The 15402-nt window shown below is 56.4% G+C and carries 12 protein-coding genes, 1 tRNA gene, 1 pseudogene and 1 CRISPR repeat array; of the genes and pseudogenes, 12 read left to right on the forward strand and 2 right to left on the reverse strand.

The window, feature by feature from the left end; genetic code table 11:
* Positions 1-360 (forward strand): annotated as a pseudogene (locus tag ACN080_RS09940) (N-acetyltransferase); the annotation flags it as partial.
* Between the two features lie 3 nt (positions 361-363).
* Positions 364-696 carry an MGMT family protein gene (locus tag ACN080_RS09945; RefSeq protein WP_419112254.1) on the forward strand — a complete coding sequence of 111 codons (333 nt, stop codon included), beginning with the start codon at positions 364-366 and terminating at the stop codon, positions 694-696.
* Positions 697-784: 88 nt separating this feature from the next.
* Here ACN080_RS09945 and ACN080_RS09950 read toward each other — a convergent pair whose 3' ends face one another.
* Both ACN080_RS09950 and ACN080_RS09955 read right to left on the reverse strand, forming a co-directional pair.
* Positions 785-1168 carry a hypothetical protein gene (locus tag ACN080_RS09950; protein WP_419113693.1) on the reverse strand — a complete coding sequence of 128 codons (384 nt, stop codon included), beginning with the start codon at positions 1166-1168 and terminating at the stop codon, positions 785-787.
* Positions 1140-1679, reverse strand: coding sequence for a hypothetical protein (locus ACN080_RS09955; protein ID WP_419100233.1), 540 nt, complete (start codon positions 1677-1679; stop codon positions 1140-1142). The genes ACN080_RS09950 and ACN080_RS09955 overlap by 29 nt, the downstream gene beginning before the upstream one ends.
* A gap of 455 nt (positions 1680-2134) precedes the next feature.
* Here ACN080_RS09955 and ACN080_RS09960 point away from each other — a divergent pair, with 455 nt between their 5' ends.
* The 10 genes from ACN080_RS09960 (at position 2135) to ACN080_RS10005 (ending at position 15302) form a co-directional block, all read left to right on the forward strand.
* Positions 2135-2911: a PRC and DUF2382 domain-containing protein gene (locus tag ACN080_RS09960; RefSeq protein ID WP_419105035.1), complete on the forward strand. Its 777-nt coding sequence runs from the start codon at positions 2135-2137 to the stop codon at positions 2909-2911.
* 178 nt (positions 2912-3089) lie between these two features.
* Positions 3090-4286, forward strand: coding sequence for a tRNA dihydrouridine synthase DusB (gene dusB / locus ACN080_RS09965; RefSeq protein ID WP_419105090.1), 1197 nt, complete (start codon positions 3090-3092; stop codon positions 4284-4286).
* Between the two features lie 206 nt (positions 4287-4492).
* Complete coding sequence (gene cas9 / locus ACN080_RS09970; protein WP_419113694.1) at positions 4493-7867, forward strand: type II CRISPR RNA-guided endonuclease Cas9; 3375 nt, start codon at positions 4493-4495, stop codon at positions 7865-7867.
* Position 7868: 1 nt separating this feature from the next.
* Entirely contained in the window at positions 7869-8783 is a 915-nt protein-coding gene (gene cas1 / locus ACN080_RS09975; RefSeq protein WP_419113695.1) for a type II CRISPR-associated endonuclease Cas1, read from the forward strand.
* Complete coding sequence (cas2, locus tag ACN080_RS09980; protein ID WP_419105038.1) at positions 8776-9093, forward strand: CRISPR-associated endonuclease Cas2; 318 nt, start codon at positions 8776-8778, stop codon at positions 9091-9093. The genes cas1 and cas2 overlap by 8 nt, the downstream gene beginning before the upstream one ends.
* A gap of 234 nt (positions 9094-9327) precedes the next feature.
* Positions 9328-10066: a CRISPR direct-repeat array (repeat unit 36 nt; unit sequence CAAGTCTATCTGGGTTCAGAGGTGATAGTTCCCAAC).
* Between the two features lie 394 nt (positions 10067-10460).
* Positions 10461-10832 carry a DUF6176 family protein gene (locus ACN080_RS09985; protein ID WP_419113696.1) on the forward strand — a complete coding sequence of 124 codons (372 nt, stop codon included), beginning with the start codon at positions 10461-10463 and terminating at the stop codon, positions 10830-10832.
* Positions 10833-11244: 412 nt separating this feature from the next.
* The gene (locus ACN080_RS09990) at positions 11245-11811 is read left to right on the forward strand and encodes a GNAT family N-acetyltransferase (RefSeq protein ID WP_419113697.1); all 567 of its coding nucleotides are present in this window, start codon (positions 11245-11247) and stop codon (positions 11809-11811) included.
* Between the two features lie 32 nt (positions 11812-11843).
* Positions 11844-13184, forward strand: coding sequence for a deoxyguanosinetriphosphate triphosphohydrolase (locus ACN080_RS09995; protein WP_419113698.1), 1341 nt, complete (start codon positions 11844-11846; stop codon positions 13182-13184).
* Between the two features lie 39 nt (positions 13185-13223).
* Positions 13224-15134, forward strand: coding sequence for a DNA primase (dnaG, locus tag ACN080_RS10000; protein ID WP_419113699.1), 1911 nt, complete (start codon positions 13224-13226; stop codon positions 15132-15134).
* Between the two features lie 95 nt (positions 15135-15229).
* Positions 15230-15302 (forward strand) — tRNA-Asn (locus tag ACN080_RS10005).
* Positions 15303-15402: the final 100 nt, after the last annotated feature.

Here is a 15402-nt window from a genome sequence, read left to right on the forward strand (position 1 = left end):
TCCGATGAAGCTGAAGCGCTCGGCGCGGTCGTGCTGCGTGACGATATTCTGCGCGCTCAAGCCGAGGGTAAAAAAGGTGACATTCTGGCCTTTGCTGTTAGCTACCGGCCCCTGGCTGTTGACGCGGGCCTCATGGAAATCTCCGAGGACGATGCCACCGAAATCACCGTGGGCTACCGGCTGGGCCACCCCCAGGCCCGTGAAGCTATTATGCAGCTACTTTCGGTCATGACCGGCCAGTACGCGGTCTCCCTTGAGGTGGATGACTCGATGGAAGATCTGGCTGTGCTGATTGACCAGCTCATCAAGATGGGCTCCGCAAAGGTCACCAGCGAAACTCTGGTGATTGCGGATGCCTAACCGATGGAGGATGTACGGGTTGAGCGCGTCCTGAGGGTTGCTGAATCTATTCCGCCCGGGCGGGTGGCAACTTACGGGGATGTGGGTGCTGTTGCCGGGGAGTCTCCGCGTGTGGTTGGCAGGGTAATGGCGACCTGGGGGAGTGGGGTGCCCTGGTGGCGCGTGTGTAATGCCCGGGGTGAGATACCCGGTCATGCCGCACCTGCTACCGAGCGCTGGCGAGCTGAGGGTACTGCCCTGACCGCTGACGGGCGGGTTGACTTGCGGCAAGCTCGGGTAAGCGTGCCGGAACTGGCTCAATTATCTGCCACTTGGCTGGCTGAACTAGAGGTATGACGTAAGGCCCCGCCCTTTCGCTCTTAGGCCGGGTGGATAACCTCGGGCCCAAGAGCGAAAGGGCGGGGCCTTGCTGCTAGTGTGTGCCTTAGACTCCGATGTCCTGGGCGCGGCGGCGTCCCCGGCCGGAATATGATTGGCCTGAATAGTTGGCGATGTAGCCAATAGCCGGCCATATTATTGCAAAGAGAGCGTCAAAATTCCAGAGGGCATGGAGGGCACCCCAGAGACACCAGCAGATTACAATATTCCAGGCCATCATGCCGGGCCGCCAGACCATAGCCTGGGCTCCTTGGGGTTTGGAGAAGAACTGAGTCAGTACAGTACCCACGGCCAAAATGCCTACCCCAAAGGCCGTCATGTAGAGGTCCCGGCTCAGGTACCAGGCGATAAGCCCATGTAAACCCCAGAGCGCTACCATGGACATGGGTGCGTAGGAGCCGCTACCAGGGGAGTTCGGCTGAATCATCATTGAATATCACCAATCCTGTAATCCTGTGGGCTGAGTTAAAGGAGATTTGGCCGACCGGCTCGCCCCGCTGGTGGCGTAGCCGGTAGGTGAGGGTATAGCCTAAGGTGGCCTGTTCAATCACGGTTCTTTGGACCTCTATAAAGTCACCGTTTGCCTCAAGGACCTGCTGCCAGACCTTAGCCAGCTTGCGTTTGGAGAGCTTTCGGGCGGCGGTGTAGGTCATGTGATGGTGGACGTGTTGGTAGTCGCTGTGGGCGAGCGCGGCAAAGACGGCTTCGGCTATCTGTTGCAGTTTTGTCTCGATTTGGGGCAGTGAGCGTGCGTTATAGACCGAGTCGGAGAAACGTTGGGCGGCGGCCTGTTTGGTCACGCCGATGGCTGAGCCGATGAGCTGCCAGGTGGCACCGCCTGCGCGGGCGGCCTCTACTGCTTGTTCAAGGGCCTGGTTGGCGCGGGTGACCTCGGCCTGGGCTGCGCCTACCGCGAGCATGAGCGGGTCTTTGGAATCCATAAACCCTCCTGGGGAATTGTCAAGAAAGATTGACTTTTCAAAATTCTAGGGGATGCCCAATCTTGTTTCAAGGTTGGGCGGAAGATAGCTGGGGCGTTTTCTTGGATAATTCCCAGGAAATAGCCATTTTTGGCTAGAGGGGGCGGTCTATCTGAACTTTAGCTCCTGCCGATACCCTCAGCGCGGTCACCAAGAGTTAAAGTTTCACCAAGTCAAAAAGATCTTACAGGCTTGGTTCGCTTGATTGCTTATATTCCATAAATAAATACATTTATTATATGCAATATTTATTTTCATGTTAAAAAGTAGGCTTATTGCTTGAGTGGGGCCCTCTCTGGGCATATTATTTAAGTAAGTTGTTCAGCTCCCTTATTAATTTTTGAGCCAAGAGCTCAGAGGGGGTGGAGTGAACGGCCTACCCCTTGGGGTATTTACTAATGAAAGGCATCTAGCCAATGACTACCAATGAAACAATTCAAGCTCTTCGTGACAGCACTGTATATGGCGCTGATGGCGACAAAATCGGTCGCGTAGGTGAGCTATACCTCGATGCACAAACCCAGGAGCCAACGTTTGTAACTGTCAATACGGGCTTCTTCGGCACTAAGCAGTCATTCGTTCCCGTTGATAGGGCACGTTTCCAGGACGGCGAAATTCACGTTCCCTTTGACAAGGATTTCGTTAAAGACGCGCCTAATGTAGATGAAGATGGCGAGCTGTCACCGGAAGAGGAGCAGCGCCTCTACGAATACTACTCACTGGGCCAGAATGAAGCTCAGGTGACTGGCGCAAGCCATGACGGGCAGGTAGCTGGGCAGAGCCAGGCTCAGGCATCCACCTCCGATCACTCCACTCAGCAGGGAGGCGATGTCGTTGCTCACGAGGAGCGTCTGAACGTCTCTAACGCCACCAGCGCAACTCAGACCGGCCAGGTCCGCCTGCGTAAGGTAGTTCACACCGAAAAGGAGACAGTGGAGGTTCCCGTTCGCAAGGAAGAAATCGTTGTTGAGCGTACTAACCTCAAAGACGGTGAAGTTGTAGAGAACTACGACTTTGATTCCGCAGAAGCTAAAGCTGATGTTACTGTAACCGCTCACGAAGAGCGCCCTGTAGTATCAACTGAAACTGTTGCAACTGAGCGTGTCTCCGTTGGTAAGGAAGTACACTCAGAGACCGAACGCGTTTCAGCTGATTTGCGCAAGGAAGAAATCGTCGTAGAGGGCGATAAGTAGACCTCTCTACACCTGATAGTCATACTTCAGGTAGGTTTTGAGGCCCGGTGGCTTGCCACCGGGCCTCTTGCCTGTGTGACCCAAACTTGAACTAGACATAAAAACCTACCTCTATTTTTCGGGAACTACTCCCTTGGGTGAGGCAGAGGGAGATACCATGTGCAAGAATTGGATGGCTATGACTAACCAGACGACTCACCCTACTCAATCTCAGGCTCGCACCAAACAGCTCAAGCTGCCGCCCCTGCAGCTAGGCAAGCACACCATTGACACCCCGGTCGTTCTGGCCCCCATGGCAGGGGTCACTAACAAGGCCTTCCGCAGGCTCTGCCGCGAGTACGGCGGTGGCCTCTACGTCACCGAAATGGTGACCGCCCGCTCCCTGGTGGAGCGTAACCCGGAGTCCCTGCGTATCATCGAGCACGATGGGGACGAGCAGATTCGCTCTATCCAGATTTACGGTGTGGATGCCCTGAACGTGGGTAAGGCGATCCGCCTGGTAGTTGAAGAAGACCGCGCCGATCACATTGACCTGAACTTTGGGTGCCCCGTCCCCAAGGTCACCAAGCTGGGCGGCGGCTCGGCCCTTCCCTGGAAGACTGACCTCTTTACCGCCATCGTGCAGACCGCTGTGCGCGAGGCCTCCCGCAAGGATATTCCCCTGACCATCAAAATGCGCAAGGGCATTGACGAGGACCACCTGACCTACCTGGAATCGGCTAAGATTGCGCGCGACTCCGGGGTCGCCGCGATTGCCCTGCACGGGCGTACCGCCGCCCAGCACTATTCCGGCAAGGCTGACTGGGACTCTATCGCGCGCCTGCGTGAGGCCATTCCCGATGTGCCGATTTTGGGCAACGGCGATATTTTCTCAGCCGAGGACGCGATCGCCATGGTCGAGCAGACCGGAGTGGACGGTATTGTGGTGGGGCGTGGCTGCCAGGGCCGACCCTGGCTTTTTGGCGACCTACAGAACGCTTTTGAGGGCTCTGAGGAACGCCACCGCCCGGCTGTGTCTGAGGTAGCCGACATGATTTACCGGCACGCGGAACTACTGGTGGAGACCTTTGGGGACGAGACTCGTGGCCTGCGGGAGATCCGTAAGCATGTGGCCTGGTACTTCCACGGCTACCCGGTGGGCGGGCGTTTGCGTGCCAAGATGTCCACGGTGCCTACCCTGGAGGCCTTCCGCGAATACCTGGCCGAGCTGGACCATTCCATTGGTTACCCGGGTGAGGCCGTGGAGGGACCGCGCGGGCGCGCGGGCAACCCCAAGAAACCGCACTTGCCGGACGGCTGGCTGGACTCCCGCCTGCTGGGCGACGCAGAACGTTTAGGCTTAGTGGGTGCTGAACTGGACATCAGCGGCGGGTAAACCGGCCTGCCCACAACTGCCACCGCAAAGATGCGGGCTATCTTTCCCTAGGCGGGGCTAACCTTCACACCTGGAAAGAAACCCCGCACTTGGTTTGTTACAGGAATAAGAAAAGTGCGGGACGTGCACCTTTTATAGGCAACGGTGTGTCTTACCTTACTGGCAAGTATATTGGTTCTAAGTTATCCAGATATTTTCCAGGAGAAATGATGCAATCTGAGGCGCTTAAATACCGTATTGGTGTTGACGTTGGTGATCGGTCAGTTGGTTTGGCTGCCATCGAATTTGACGATGCTGGTTACCCCATCAAAAAGTTGGCTTTGGTGACCTACCGCCATGATGGGGGCCTTGACCCAACCCAGAATAAGAGCCCCAAGTCTCGTAAAGAGACAGCGGGTGTTGCTCGCAGGGTCCGGAGGATGCGTCGCCGTAGGGTGCAACGATTGAAGAAGCTAGATGCTACGCTCACCTCGCTGGGCTACCCGGTGCCCGCGGTGGAAGAACCACAGACCTACCAGGCCTGGTTCTCCAGGGCTAAACTTACCAGCCAGAAAATTGACAATGAGGTTGAGCTGGCTGAGCACCTGGTGAGGGCTTTACGGCACATGGCACGTCACCGTGGTTGGCGTAACCCCTGGTGGCGCTTGAGCCAGTTGGACCAGGCACCGGTTCCATCCGTTACTATGCTTGAGAACTTGGAGCAGGCTCGGTTGCGCTGGCCTGACTACATTACAGATAACACTACGGTCGGTGAGATTGGGGCGCTTGCTGCCTCTAAAGATGTTCTTCTGCGCCCGCGCACCAGTGATAAACGTAAGAACGGTTTGCACCACCAGGGCCAGAAAGCACTCCTTGACAGCAGAGTCCGTCAGGAAGATTTGCTGGCTGAGGTCAAGAAGATGTGGGCGGTCCAGGGGTTGCCTCAGGGGCATTACCATGTTCTGGTAGAGGCACTTTTTGACCAGATGCGCCCTCATGTTCCTGCCCAAAACGTTGGCCGTGATCCGTTACCTGGGCGTGGGAATCTACCGCGCGCTCCACGGGCCTGTCTTGAGTTCACCGAGTTCAGAATTCGGCAGGCTGTCCGTAACTTGCGGGTGCGTCAGGGGAGCCAAGCTATTGAGCTATCGATCGGCCAGTACATGGCGGCAGTCAATTATTTGATGAACTTTTCGGAGGCAGAGCCTCCTACTTGGGGTGATGTTGCTGAGGCTATCGGGGTAGAACCTCACGCCCTGATTGCACCCGTTATTGACGATGTGCGTTTGAATAAGGCACCGTATGACCATTCTTCTTTTGTCTTGTTGAAGGCTCTACCTAAGAGCTCTCAGGTGGTCAAGTGGTGGCAGACAGCGGATGTTTCGCTTCGTTCTTTGCTGATTATGCTCTTGAGCGATCCGACGGAGTTCTCGGTTGAAGCCGCCGATGAGTGTGGGCTGAGCGCTGTCTTTGAGAGCTGGCCCGAGAAAGAACGTGAAAAGCTGGAGGGTCTTGATTTTGAGTCGGGCCGTGCGGCATACAGTGTGCAGTCTTTGACTGATTTGAATAGCTATATGGCTGAGCATCAGACAGATTTGCATACGGCGCGTAAGGCTGTTTTTGGTGTTGATGACTCTTGGCAGCCGCCCCGTGAGAATCTGCATGAGCCTACCGGCCAGCCAGCGGTGGATCGGGTGCTGACTATTGTGCGGCGGTTTGTGCTGGCTTGTGAACGTAAGTGGGGACGGCCGGATCGGATTGTGATTGAGCACGCCCGTACAGGTTTGATGGGCCCCACCCAGCGTGCGGAGGTTCTGCGTGAGATTGCGCGCAACCGTACTGAGAATGACCGTGTGCGCCAAGAATTGCGTGACAGTGGCGAGTTGGAGAGCCCCACGCGAGCTGATGTCCGCCGTCACCGGATTGTGCAGAACCAGGGCTGTAAGTGTCTCTACTGTGGTGCCATGATTACCACCAAAACTGCTGAACTTGACCATATTGTGCCGCGTGCCGGTGGAGGGTCGTCCCGGGTGGATAACCTGGTAGCGGTATGCCGTGGGTGTAATGCCGATAAGGGCCGGGTTCCTTTTGCCGTGTGGGCCGCCAGAACGACCCGTTCGGGAGTTTCTCTGGAAGAGGCTCTGGGCCGCCTGTGGGAGTTCGATAAGGTGGGTGTCTTCAAGGGCGTATCAGGGCGCCGCTTGAAAGAGCAGATTGCCCGCAGACTCAAGCAGAAAGAAGAAGACCCGCCGATTGATGAGCGTTCTTTGGAGTCTACAGCTTACTCTGCGGTTTCTGTCCGTCACCGTTTAGAGACCTATTTTAATGCCGGTACTGCACGCAGCGGTGGGGACCGGGTTCATATTGATGTTTACTCTGGGTCTTTGACTCGCCAGTCTCGCCGTGCGGGTCAGATTGATGAACAGATTCTTCTGAGGGGTCAGGAAGAGAAGAACCGTTTTGATGTGCGCCATCATGCTATTGATGCCGCTGTCATGACCTTGTTGAACCCCTCTGTTGCTAGAACTTTGGAGCAACGGCGTCTGTTGCTGACTGAGCGCCGCTACTCAAGCCGTGATAATGATTGGAAAGATTTTACCGGTCTTGATTCACCGAGCCAGCAGAAGTTTCATCAGTGGAAGGAGACTTGTCAAGCGCTTGCTGATGTGCTGGGGGAGGCTATCTCTGAGGACTCTATTCCAGTTATTAATCCTTTGCGTCTGACACCAGCCAACGGTTCTGTGCACAAGGATACTTTGTTGGGGCTGGAATATAAGCTGGTGGGCGATGAGTGGTCGGCTGGTGATATTGACAAGGTCGCTGACCCTTACCTTTACCTGGCTTTGCAAGAGCAACTGGGTAAGCAGAAGGTACTAGAAGCCGATAGCAACCGCTACTTGCGCACTGAGCGGGGTCACCAACTAACTGCTCAGGAGCAGGTAGTTATCTTCCCCGAAAAAGCTGCTTCGATTCTTGCGGGTACGGGTGCCGTGAAAATTGGTGATTCTTTGCACCATGCTCGCCTGTATGCCTGGCACGGCAAGAAGGGTATTGAGGTGGGTATGCTCCGTGTCTTTGGCGCTGAGTTCCCCTGGCTCTTTAAGCTCTATGGCACTAGGGATGCCTTGCGGGTGCCTATTCACGCTGGTTCGCAGTCTTACCGGGACTTGCAGGGTACCGTGCGCAAGCAGATCGAGGCAGGGAAGGCCCAGGAAATTGGGTGGATTACCCAGGGCGATGAGCTAGAGATTGAGGTAGATAGCTTTGTGGACGGTTCCGATAAGTTTGCCCAATTCCTAAGGATTATCCCTGAGAGCCGTTGGAAAGTTGACGGACTCCCGATGAGCAGACAGCTACGGTTGAGGCCATTATTACTGTCTTATGAGGAGCTACCTCAGGGCATCTATACCGATGAAGAGCTAGCACTGGTACAGGAGATTCTTGAGAAGGGAGCTATCGTTTCGGCTGGTGGAGTCCTTTCTGCTCACGGAACCAAAGTCATCCGCCGCAATCATTTGGGCTTTCCTCGCTGGCGTGAGAACGGTGCTGTTCCTGTATCACTTGATATTGAACGCAGGGCACAGGAAGTTCTAGGAGCCTGAGATGGATAGTAAGTGGCGCATTCTGGACCTTACGGCTTATGAGGGTTTCCTTTCCTATGAGAGGGGGCGTATCAAAGTGGGGGAGCAGTCTGTGCCACTTGCTGAGGTGGACTTTATTCTGGTGGGCCAGAAGTGCACTTGGGGCTATGGGCTGGTGGCTGGGCTGGAGCGTTTTGATGTAGCTATGGCTGTGTGCGATTGGCGGAATCAGTCTATCTCTGTGCTCTACCATTGGTCAGAGAACACGAGGGTTTTTGCCCGCCACGAGGCTCAGGCTCACCTCAGCGTTCCTAGACGCAAAAATGCGTGGATGCGGCTGGTTAAGGCAAAGATTCGCGGGCAGGCTTTTGTTCTGCGTTCGCATAACCCGGTGGTAGCCCAGGAACTAGAGGCCTGCGCTAGGGCAGTGCGGTCTGGGGACCCCACCAATATGGAGGCTCAGGCGGCTCGCCTCTACTGGTCTGCTTTTCTTCCGGAGGGGCGTATCTACCGTGATCCGCAGGCTGATGATGTGGCCAATGGTTTGCTTAACTATGGCTACACCATTTTGCGGGGGCGGGTTTTGACTCGCCTGGTTGCTACGGGTTTATCTCCTACTCTGTCTCTTTTCCACCGGAATAGGAGCAACGTTTTTGCGCTGGCGGATGATCTCATTGAGCCTTTCCGCCCTGCGGTGGATGAGGCTGTCCTGGGCTTGCTTGCTGGTGGTGCTTGTGAGGTGGGTAAGGCCGAAAAAACCGTGCTGGCTTCTGTCTTAGGCGCTTCGGGGCAGGATTCTGCGTATTCTGTGCGTACCGGTATTGAGAAACTGTGCCAGAACTTCGCTATGTACGCGGAGGGGGAACGGGAGGTCTTGCTGGTTCCGGTCTGGCAGGGGCGGGAGTTTGCCTGGGGAACTGAGGGAGTGGATGGCTAAGCCTGTGTGGTTGCTTGTGATGTTTGATTTGCCGGTGAAGACTAAGACTCAGATGAGGTTGGCAAATCAGTACCGTAATTTGCTCAAGGACCGTGGTTTTGACCGGATTCAGTTGAGCGTGTACTGCAAATATTATTTGAATGGGAACTCTACTGAGCGTGACCTGGGGATGTTGAAGGTTAATGTGCCGGTGGGTGGGCAGGTGCGTGTCTTGAGGGTTTCTGATAATCAGTGGGCTTCTACGATTATGTTTGTGGGGCCAAAACAGAAGAAGGCGGAGCCGCCGCCGGAGCAGTTGACTATTTTTTAGGGTAAACGAAGCCCCTGGTAACCATTGCTGGTTACCAGGGGCTGATAAGTCAAATCATGCTTTTCAGCATGTTCTTGTTAGGAATTTTCACCTCTGAATCCTTAACGGTTCCCTACTCTAGCAGATTTTCCGCCAGTGGACTGTATCTTTCCAGATGGAGAGGTTTTCTTACCATTTTTTCTGCCGAAAAAGTGGTGAGAAAACCGCTCTGACCAGTTATTTTTCAGAGAGACGCAAGTCTATCTGGGTTCAGAGGTGATAGTTCCCAACATTCATTTCAATACTCAGTTTAACCCTGCAAGTCTATCTGGGTTCAGAGGTGATAGTTCCCAACGTCGGGTATGTGGTCAGCGCTAGGTAATCAAGTCTATCTGGGTTCAGAGGTGATAGTTCCCAACCAAGACCAGGGGGCATTTGTCGTATCCCAAGTCTATCTGGGTTCAGAGGTGATAGTTCCCAACCCTGGGAAGACCTGGCAGGGCTTAACCACAAGTCTATCTGGGTTCAGAGGTGATAGTTCCCAACGCCAGCATTGCGGGCAGGAAATTGAAGACAAGTCTATCTGGGTTCAGAGGTGATAGTTCCCAACAGGTACGCTGAGTAGGTTCTGTTTCCGACAAGTCTATCTGGGTTCAGAGGTGATAGTTCCCAACAACGGTTGGTGTTGAACTGGGTAAGCATCAAGTCTATCTGGGTTCAGAGGTGATAGTTCCCAACGACATGTGCGCTGCCACTTTCACCGATGCAAGTCTATCTGGGTTCAGAGGTGATAGTTCCCAACCTCGACCTCACCTTTACTGGTGGCGTGGCAAGTCTATCTGGGTTCAGAGGTGATAGTTCCCAACCTTTCGGTTAGGAGTTGCCTCGGACGAGCAAGTCTATCTGGGTTCAGAGGTGATAGTTCCCAACCTTCGGTTGCCATGTTCGTAACTCCCTGCAAGTCTATCTGGGTTCAGAGGTGATAGTTACCAACAAAGGTGCGTGCATTCGGTGACTGTGTGCAAGTCTATCTGGGTTCTGAGGTTGCATCTCTGAGATTAATGGCCGGGGGTTGCCCGGCCATAAGCCTGTTTGGTTCAGAGGTTATATTTCCCAACATACTAACAGACATTCATATCCTACCGTATTGACCCGCAACTAACATAGATTTACATTAAATTATCTTTTAGTATAAGATACAAATATTTGATAGCTTTGTAATTCAGATGGACTGTTCGGGATTTCAGAAAGTAGGTTTATCATGTTTGACTTCGTTGAACTTCTGATGGGGTGTAGCGTCATCGCTAAAAATGTAATCTACGTTGTCAACACCGTTAGGCCATGGCTCGGTAGTAGGAAACATAAGCCTTGAAAGCTACCGTGGAACCATGCTTATTGAACTTACCCGTTTTCGTGTTCTTCCGGGCAAGCGTGCCCTGGTGGATGAGTGGCTGGCCTTCCTCAACTCCAATATGGAAGCTGTGCGAGAGACCCTGGAACCAGAAGAAATGTATGTGGAGACCATCTTCGCTGAGACTATCGACGGGGTGGACTACCTCTACTGGTACTCCGTTCAAGGCGAGCAAGGCGCAAGCCGTTCGGTCCGCGACTCCCCGCACTGGCTGGACCAAAAGCACGTCTACTACTGGCGTGAATGTATCGACCCCACCTACGAGCCCCAGCAACTCACCCCGCGCGTCCACATGATGCCCGAACGGGTACAGGCCTCCATGAAACCTCTCAAACAAGAAAACACCTAGACTCCGCCATTACCACCTGAAAAAACTTCAAACACCTATCCAGGCCCATGATTCCCTCATCACAGAATGGGTTGCCAGCTACAAGCTACCTGTACAACAGGCTCCAGCCAGGCTCCTGTGCGAAGACAATCTGTCAAGATCAATCACAGAACTTGAAGAGCTCTGACCTGATGGAGCCTGCCTCAGCTGGTTCGGCGGTCCCGCTAGCAGCGCAGAACCCTGGCCCCACCGGGAGGACGGCACACCCCCTGGCGCATATCGCAATTCAGTGTCTGCCGCAAACCTTCAGGGGTCCTACAAAGAAGGCACCCCAGAAGGTTTACGGCACATATGCTTGGGGGGGCGAGATAGAAGCGGAGACTGGGAACGCCCCAGCGGCTACCGGCTTGCCCCAGCCACTAGACTAGAAGCTATGACCAGCTACACCGTTCGCCCCGAAAGCCCCGCCGATGTGCCGGCCATTGATGCCCTGCTCCAGAGGGTCTTTCCTACAGGCTACCAAGCGCAACTGGTCACCGACTTACGGGGCAACCCCGCCTCATGGGAGCCCTGCATCTCCTTCGTTGCCCACTCTGCCACCGAAGTCAGCCCCGAGCTGGCTGGCTATGTGCTTCTCAGCCGCTGCTGGGTCGGCTCCTGGCCCGCCCTCGCCCTGGCAGCTCTGGCCGTTCACCCCAACCACCGGGGCAGGGGAGTAGGCACCACCCTGGTGCACCAGGCCCTCGAACTAGCTGGCAAACTAGCCCAAGAAAGCAACGCTCCCACCAGCGTCATTGTGCTGGGCGATCCCGCCTACTACTGTCGCTTCGGGTTTAGGCAGGCGGCCCACAGCGGTGTACGCGCCTACATTGACGGCATGACCCCCGCCGAGCTGGCCCAGAACCTGCAAGCGCTCAACCTGACACCCGACTACCCGCCGCTGGCCGGGGAAGTCACCTGGCCAGCCGAATACCGCCTTGACCAGGGCGACGACCTCTAACCCGCGACAACCCACCAGCCAGAAAGCAGGGCATGACACCCACACCCGACCAGGTTCCTACTCCGGAACAAGCACCCACCCCCGGCTACACCAGCGCCGATGCCGCCCGCTGGGTACCCGAACACCACCGCTTTGTCTACCGCTCACCTTTCGAACGCGACCGCGCCCGCGTTCTACACTCCTCAGCCCTGAGACGCCTGGGGGCAAAGACCCAGGTGGTAGACCCGGACACAGACGACTTTGTGCGTACCCGCCTGACCCACTCCCTAGAGGTCGCCCAAATCGGGCGCGAACTAGGCCGTATGCTGGGCTGTGACCCAGACGTGGTAGACACCGCCTGCCTGTCCCACGATCTGGGCCACCCACCCTTCGGCCACAATGGCGAAACCGCCCTGGACCGTCTAGCCACCGACGCCGGTGGTTTTGAGGGCAACGCCCAAACCCTGCGCCTGCTCACCCGCCTGGAACCCAAAGTTATCCGCCATGACGGTGGCTCAGCCGGGCTCAACCTGACCCGCGCCGCCCTGGACGCCACCTGCAAGTACCCCTGGACCCGCCAGGCCGCACCAGCCCGAACCGACGGCAAACCCAACCGCAAATTTGGGGTTTACACCGATGACCTGCCCGTCTTTGACTGGTTCCGCACCGGTGCCCGCGAAGCCGGTGCCGAACCGATTCAGAAATGTATTGAAGCGCAGGTCATGGACCTCGCGGACGACATCTCCTACTCTGTTCACGACGTGGAGGATGCCGTCTTTGGCGGGCACCTGCAACTGCACCAGCTCAAAGAACCCGCCGCTCGCCAAGCTGTTTTTGAGAAGACCCGCCAATGGTACCTACCGGGTGTGGAGGACTCCACACTGGACCAGGCCCTAAGCCGACTCGAAGCACTGGGCCGCTGGGTGCCCTACATGAGCGGCACCCGCTCGTCGATGGCCGCTTTCAAGGCGCTGACCTCCAAATTGATTGGCCGTTTTGCAGCCAGTTCTATGGTGGCTACCCGCCAGCTCTACGGCAACCAACCACTCACCCGCTACCAGGCCCAGCTGGTTGTGCCAGAAGAAACCGAGCACGAAATTGCGGTGCTCAAAGGCATTGCCACCGCCTTTGTCATGACCCCGCGTGATGCCGGTGCCCACTCCGAGAATCAGCAGGAGATCCTGGAGTTCCTGGTCCACGCCCTACTCGATAACCCGGACTACCTGGACCCGGTTTTTGCTGCTGACCTGCGTGAGCTTGGCCCCAACGAGGACACCGCCCGCCTGCGCCTGGTCATTGACCAGGTTGCCTGCCTAACCGACCGCTCAGCCGCCGCTCTTTTCAAACGCATCACCGGTAGCCACTGGGCGATCGGGGACAAACCCCTCTGGTAGGTCACCCGCCGGCTTGACCGCTCAACTAAACTTGAACCCGTGGCAGGCTTAATCAGAAAAGAAGATATTGATCAGGTGCGCACCCGCACTGACATCCGCGAAATCATTGAAGGGTACGTGACCCTCAAATCAGCCGGTATCGGCTCCTTTAAGGGTCTGTGCCCCTTCCACGATGAGCGAACCCCCTCCTTCCACGTGCGCCCACAGATGGGCACCTACCACTGCTTCGGGTGCGGTGAATCAGGGGATGTCATTAGCTTCCTCATGGAGATGGACCACACCTCCTTCACCGAAACCGTGGAGAAGCTAGCCGCCCGTATCAACTACGAACTGCACTACGAGCAAGGCAGCGGCATGAGCAGGGAAGAAGTGGGCCGCCGCCAGCGCCTGCTCGATGCCCACAAGATAGCCACCGAGTTCTTCCAGAAGAACCTCTACACACCCGCTGCCGTAGAAGCCCAAAAATTCTTGGGAGGTCGTGGCTTTGACCCCGTCTCCACCCAAAAGTTCGGTGTGGGCTTCGCCCCGCGAGGCTGGGACAACCTACTCAAATACCTCATGAACAAGGGCTTCACCACCGACGAGCTCCGCGCCACCGGCATGTTCTCCGAGGGCCAGCGCGGTCTCTACGACCGTTTCCGGGGCCGGCTCATTTGGCCCATCCGCAACATCACCGGTGAAACCATCGGCTTCGGTGCCCGCCGTCTCTTTGACGATGACCAAGGCCCTAAATACCTCAACACCCCAGAGACCACCCTCTACAAAAAATCCCAGGTGCTCTACGGCCTGGACCTGGCCAAGCGTCCCATCGCCAAGAAGAAGCAGATCGTGGTGGTCGAAGGTTACACCGACGTTATGGCCGCCCACCTGGCCGGGGTCGATACCGCCGTGGCCACCTGCGGCACCGCTTTCGGAACCGACCACATCAAAATTGTGCGCCGCCTGATCTCCGATGACGGCACCGGGGGAGAGGTTATCTTCACCTTTGACGGGGATGCCGCCGGGCAGAAAGCCGCCCTGGCCGCCTTCTCCGAAGACCAGCGCTTCGTCGCCCAAACCTACGTTGCCGTTGCCAAAAACGGTATGGACCCCTGCGACCTGCGCCTTGCACGCGGCGACTCCGCCGTGCGGTCCCTGATCGAGTCCCGCCGACCCCTCTTTGAGTTCGCCATTGACGCGACCCTTGCCAACTACGACCTGAGCACCCTCGAAGGCCGTGTGCGCGGTATGCGGGCTATCGCCCCCATCATCGCCGGCATTAAGGACGCGGCCTTGCGCCCCGCCTACGTGCGCCAGGTATCCGGCCAGCTAGGATTAGAGACGGCCGAAGTTCAACGCGCCGTCACCTACGCCATCAACCACCCGCAGGCCAGCGCCAGCCAAAAAGCCGAAGCCGCAGAAGCCCAACGAGCCGCCTCCCGCCAAGAACAAGAAACCGTCAACACCGCAGCGGAACAGGACCCCTACGAGCTACCCGACCTGCGCGACCCCGCCGCCCGCACCGAACGCGAAGCCCTCGAAGTCATCCTGCAATACCCCGAATCCCTCAGCCTGGAACAGTGGCAAGAACTCGCCACCGTCCACTACCGCTACCGCGCCCACAGTGGCATAGCCCAAGGCATTATCGGGGCAGCCGGAACCATGGCACCAGCTGCCGGGCACGCCTGGGTCAACACCGTACGGAGCCAGGCACCCGAACCCGTCCACGCCCTCATCGCAGAACTTACCGTAGCCCCCATACCTGCCCGCACTCCAGAACAGCTCCAGCGCTACAGCCGCGACATCCTCAACCGCCTCTTTGAACAAGAAATCACCCGCCAAAAATCAGACCTCCTCATGCAACTCCAACGGATCAACCCCGAAACTGACGCAGAAACCTTCCGCCAGATCCAACAACAGCTCCTCACCCTGGAACTACGCCGCCGCACCAAAATGCAAGGCCAAGACTAAATGTGACTGAGCTAACCTAATATCGATTTGCGCAGGCCCCCGACCTCGCGTAAAGTTGTTACACGTTGAAGCGACAAAAATATCGCACACAACATTCCCCCGTAGCTCAATTGGCAGAGCATTCGACTGTTAATCGAAGGGTTACTGGTTCGAGTCCAGTCGGGGGAGCAGATATCAAGAAGCCCACTCACATGAGTGGGTTTCTTTCTTTAACCAGTAACCATTGCGCAGGCTCTTGTGAGCTCGCGCGCTCGCTCCCGCCTGCTCC

The sequence above is a fragment of the Rothia sp. CCM 9416 genome (genome assembly GCF_048513535.1).
In the GTDB taxonomy this organism is placed as follows: domain Bacteria; phylum Actinomycetota; class Actinomycetes; order Actinomycetales; family Micrococcaceae; genus Rothia.

What these genes read in the sequence shown, in the direction of transcription:
- ACN080_RS09945 (WP_419112254.1), top strand. Translation starts at nt 364, where the DNA reads ATGGAGGATGTACGGGTTGAGCGCGTCCTGAGGGTTGCTGAATCTATT.
- ACN080_RS09950 (WP_419113693.1), bottom strand. Translation starts at nt 1,168, where the DNA reads ATGATGATTCAGCCGAACTCCCCTGGTAGCGGCTCCTACGCACCCATG.
- ACN080_RS09955 (WP_419100233.1), bottom strand. Translation starts at nt 1,679, where the DNA reads ATGGATTCCAAAGACCCGCTCATGCTCGCGGTAGGCGCAGCCCAGGCC.
- ACN080_RS09960 (WP_419105035.1), top strand. Translation starts at nt 2,135, where the DNA reads ATGACTACCAATGAAACAATTCAAGCTCTTCGTGACAGCACTGTATAT.
- dusB (WP_419105090.1), top strand. Translation starts at nt 3,090, where the DNA reads ATGACTAACCAGACGACTCACCCTACTCAATCTCAGGCTCGCACCAAA.
- cas9 (WP_419113694.1), top strand. Translation starts at nt 4,493, where the DNA reads ATGATGCAATCTGAGGCGCTTAAATACCGTATTGGTGTTGACGTTGGT.
- cas1 (WP_419113695.1), top strand. Translation starts at nt 7,869, where the DNA reads ATGGATAGTAAGTGGCGCATTCTGGACCTTACGGCTTATGAGGGTTTC.
- cas2 (WP_419105038.1), top strand. Translation starts at nt 8,776, where the DNA reads ATGGCTAAGCCTGTGTGGTTGCTTGTGATGTTTGATTTGCCGGTGAAG.
- ACN080_RS09985 (WP_419113696.1), top strand. Translation starts at nt 10,461, where the DNA reads ATGCTTATTGAACTTACCCGTTTTCGTGTTCTTCCGGGCAAGCGTGCC.
- ACN080_RS09990 (WP_419113697.1), top strand. Translation starts at nt 11,245, where the DNA reads ATGACCAGCTACACCGTTCGCCCCGAAAGCCCCGCCGATGTGCCGGCC.
- ACN080_RS09995 (WP_419113698.1), top strand. Translation starts at nt 11,844, where the DNA reads ATGACACCCACACCCGACCAGGTTCCTACTCCGGAACAAGCACCCACC.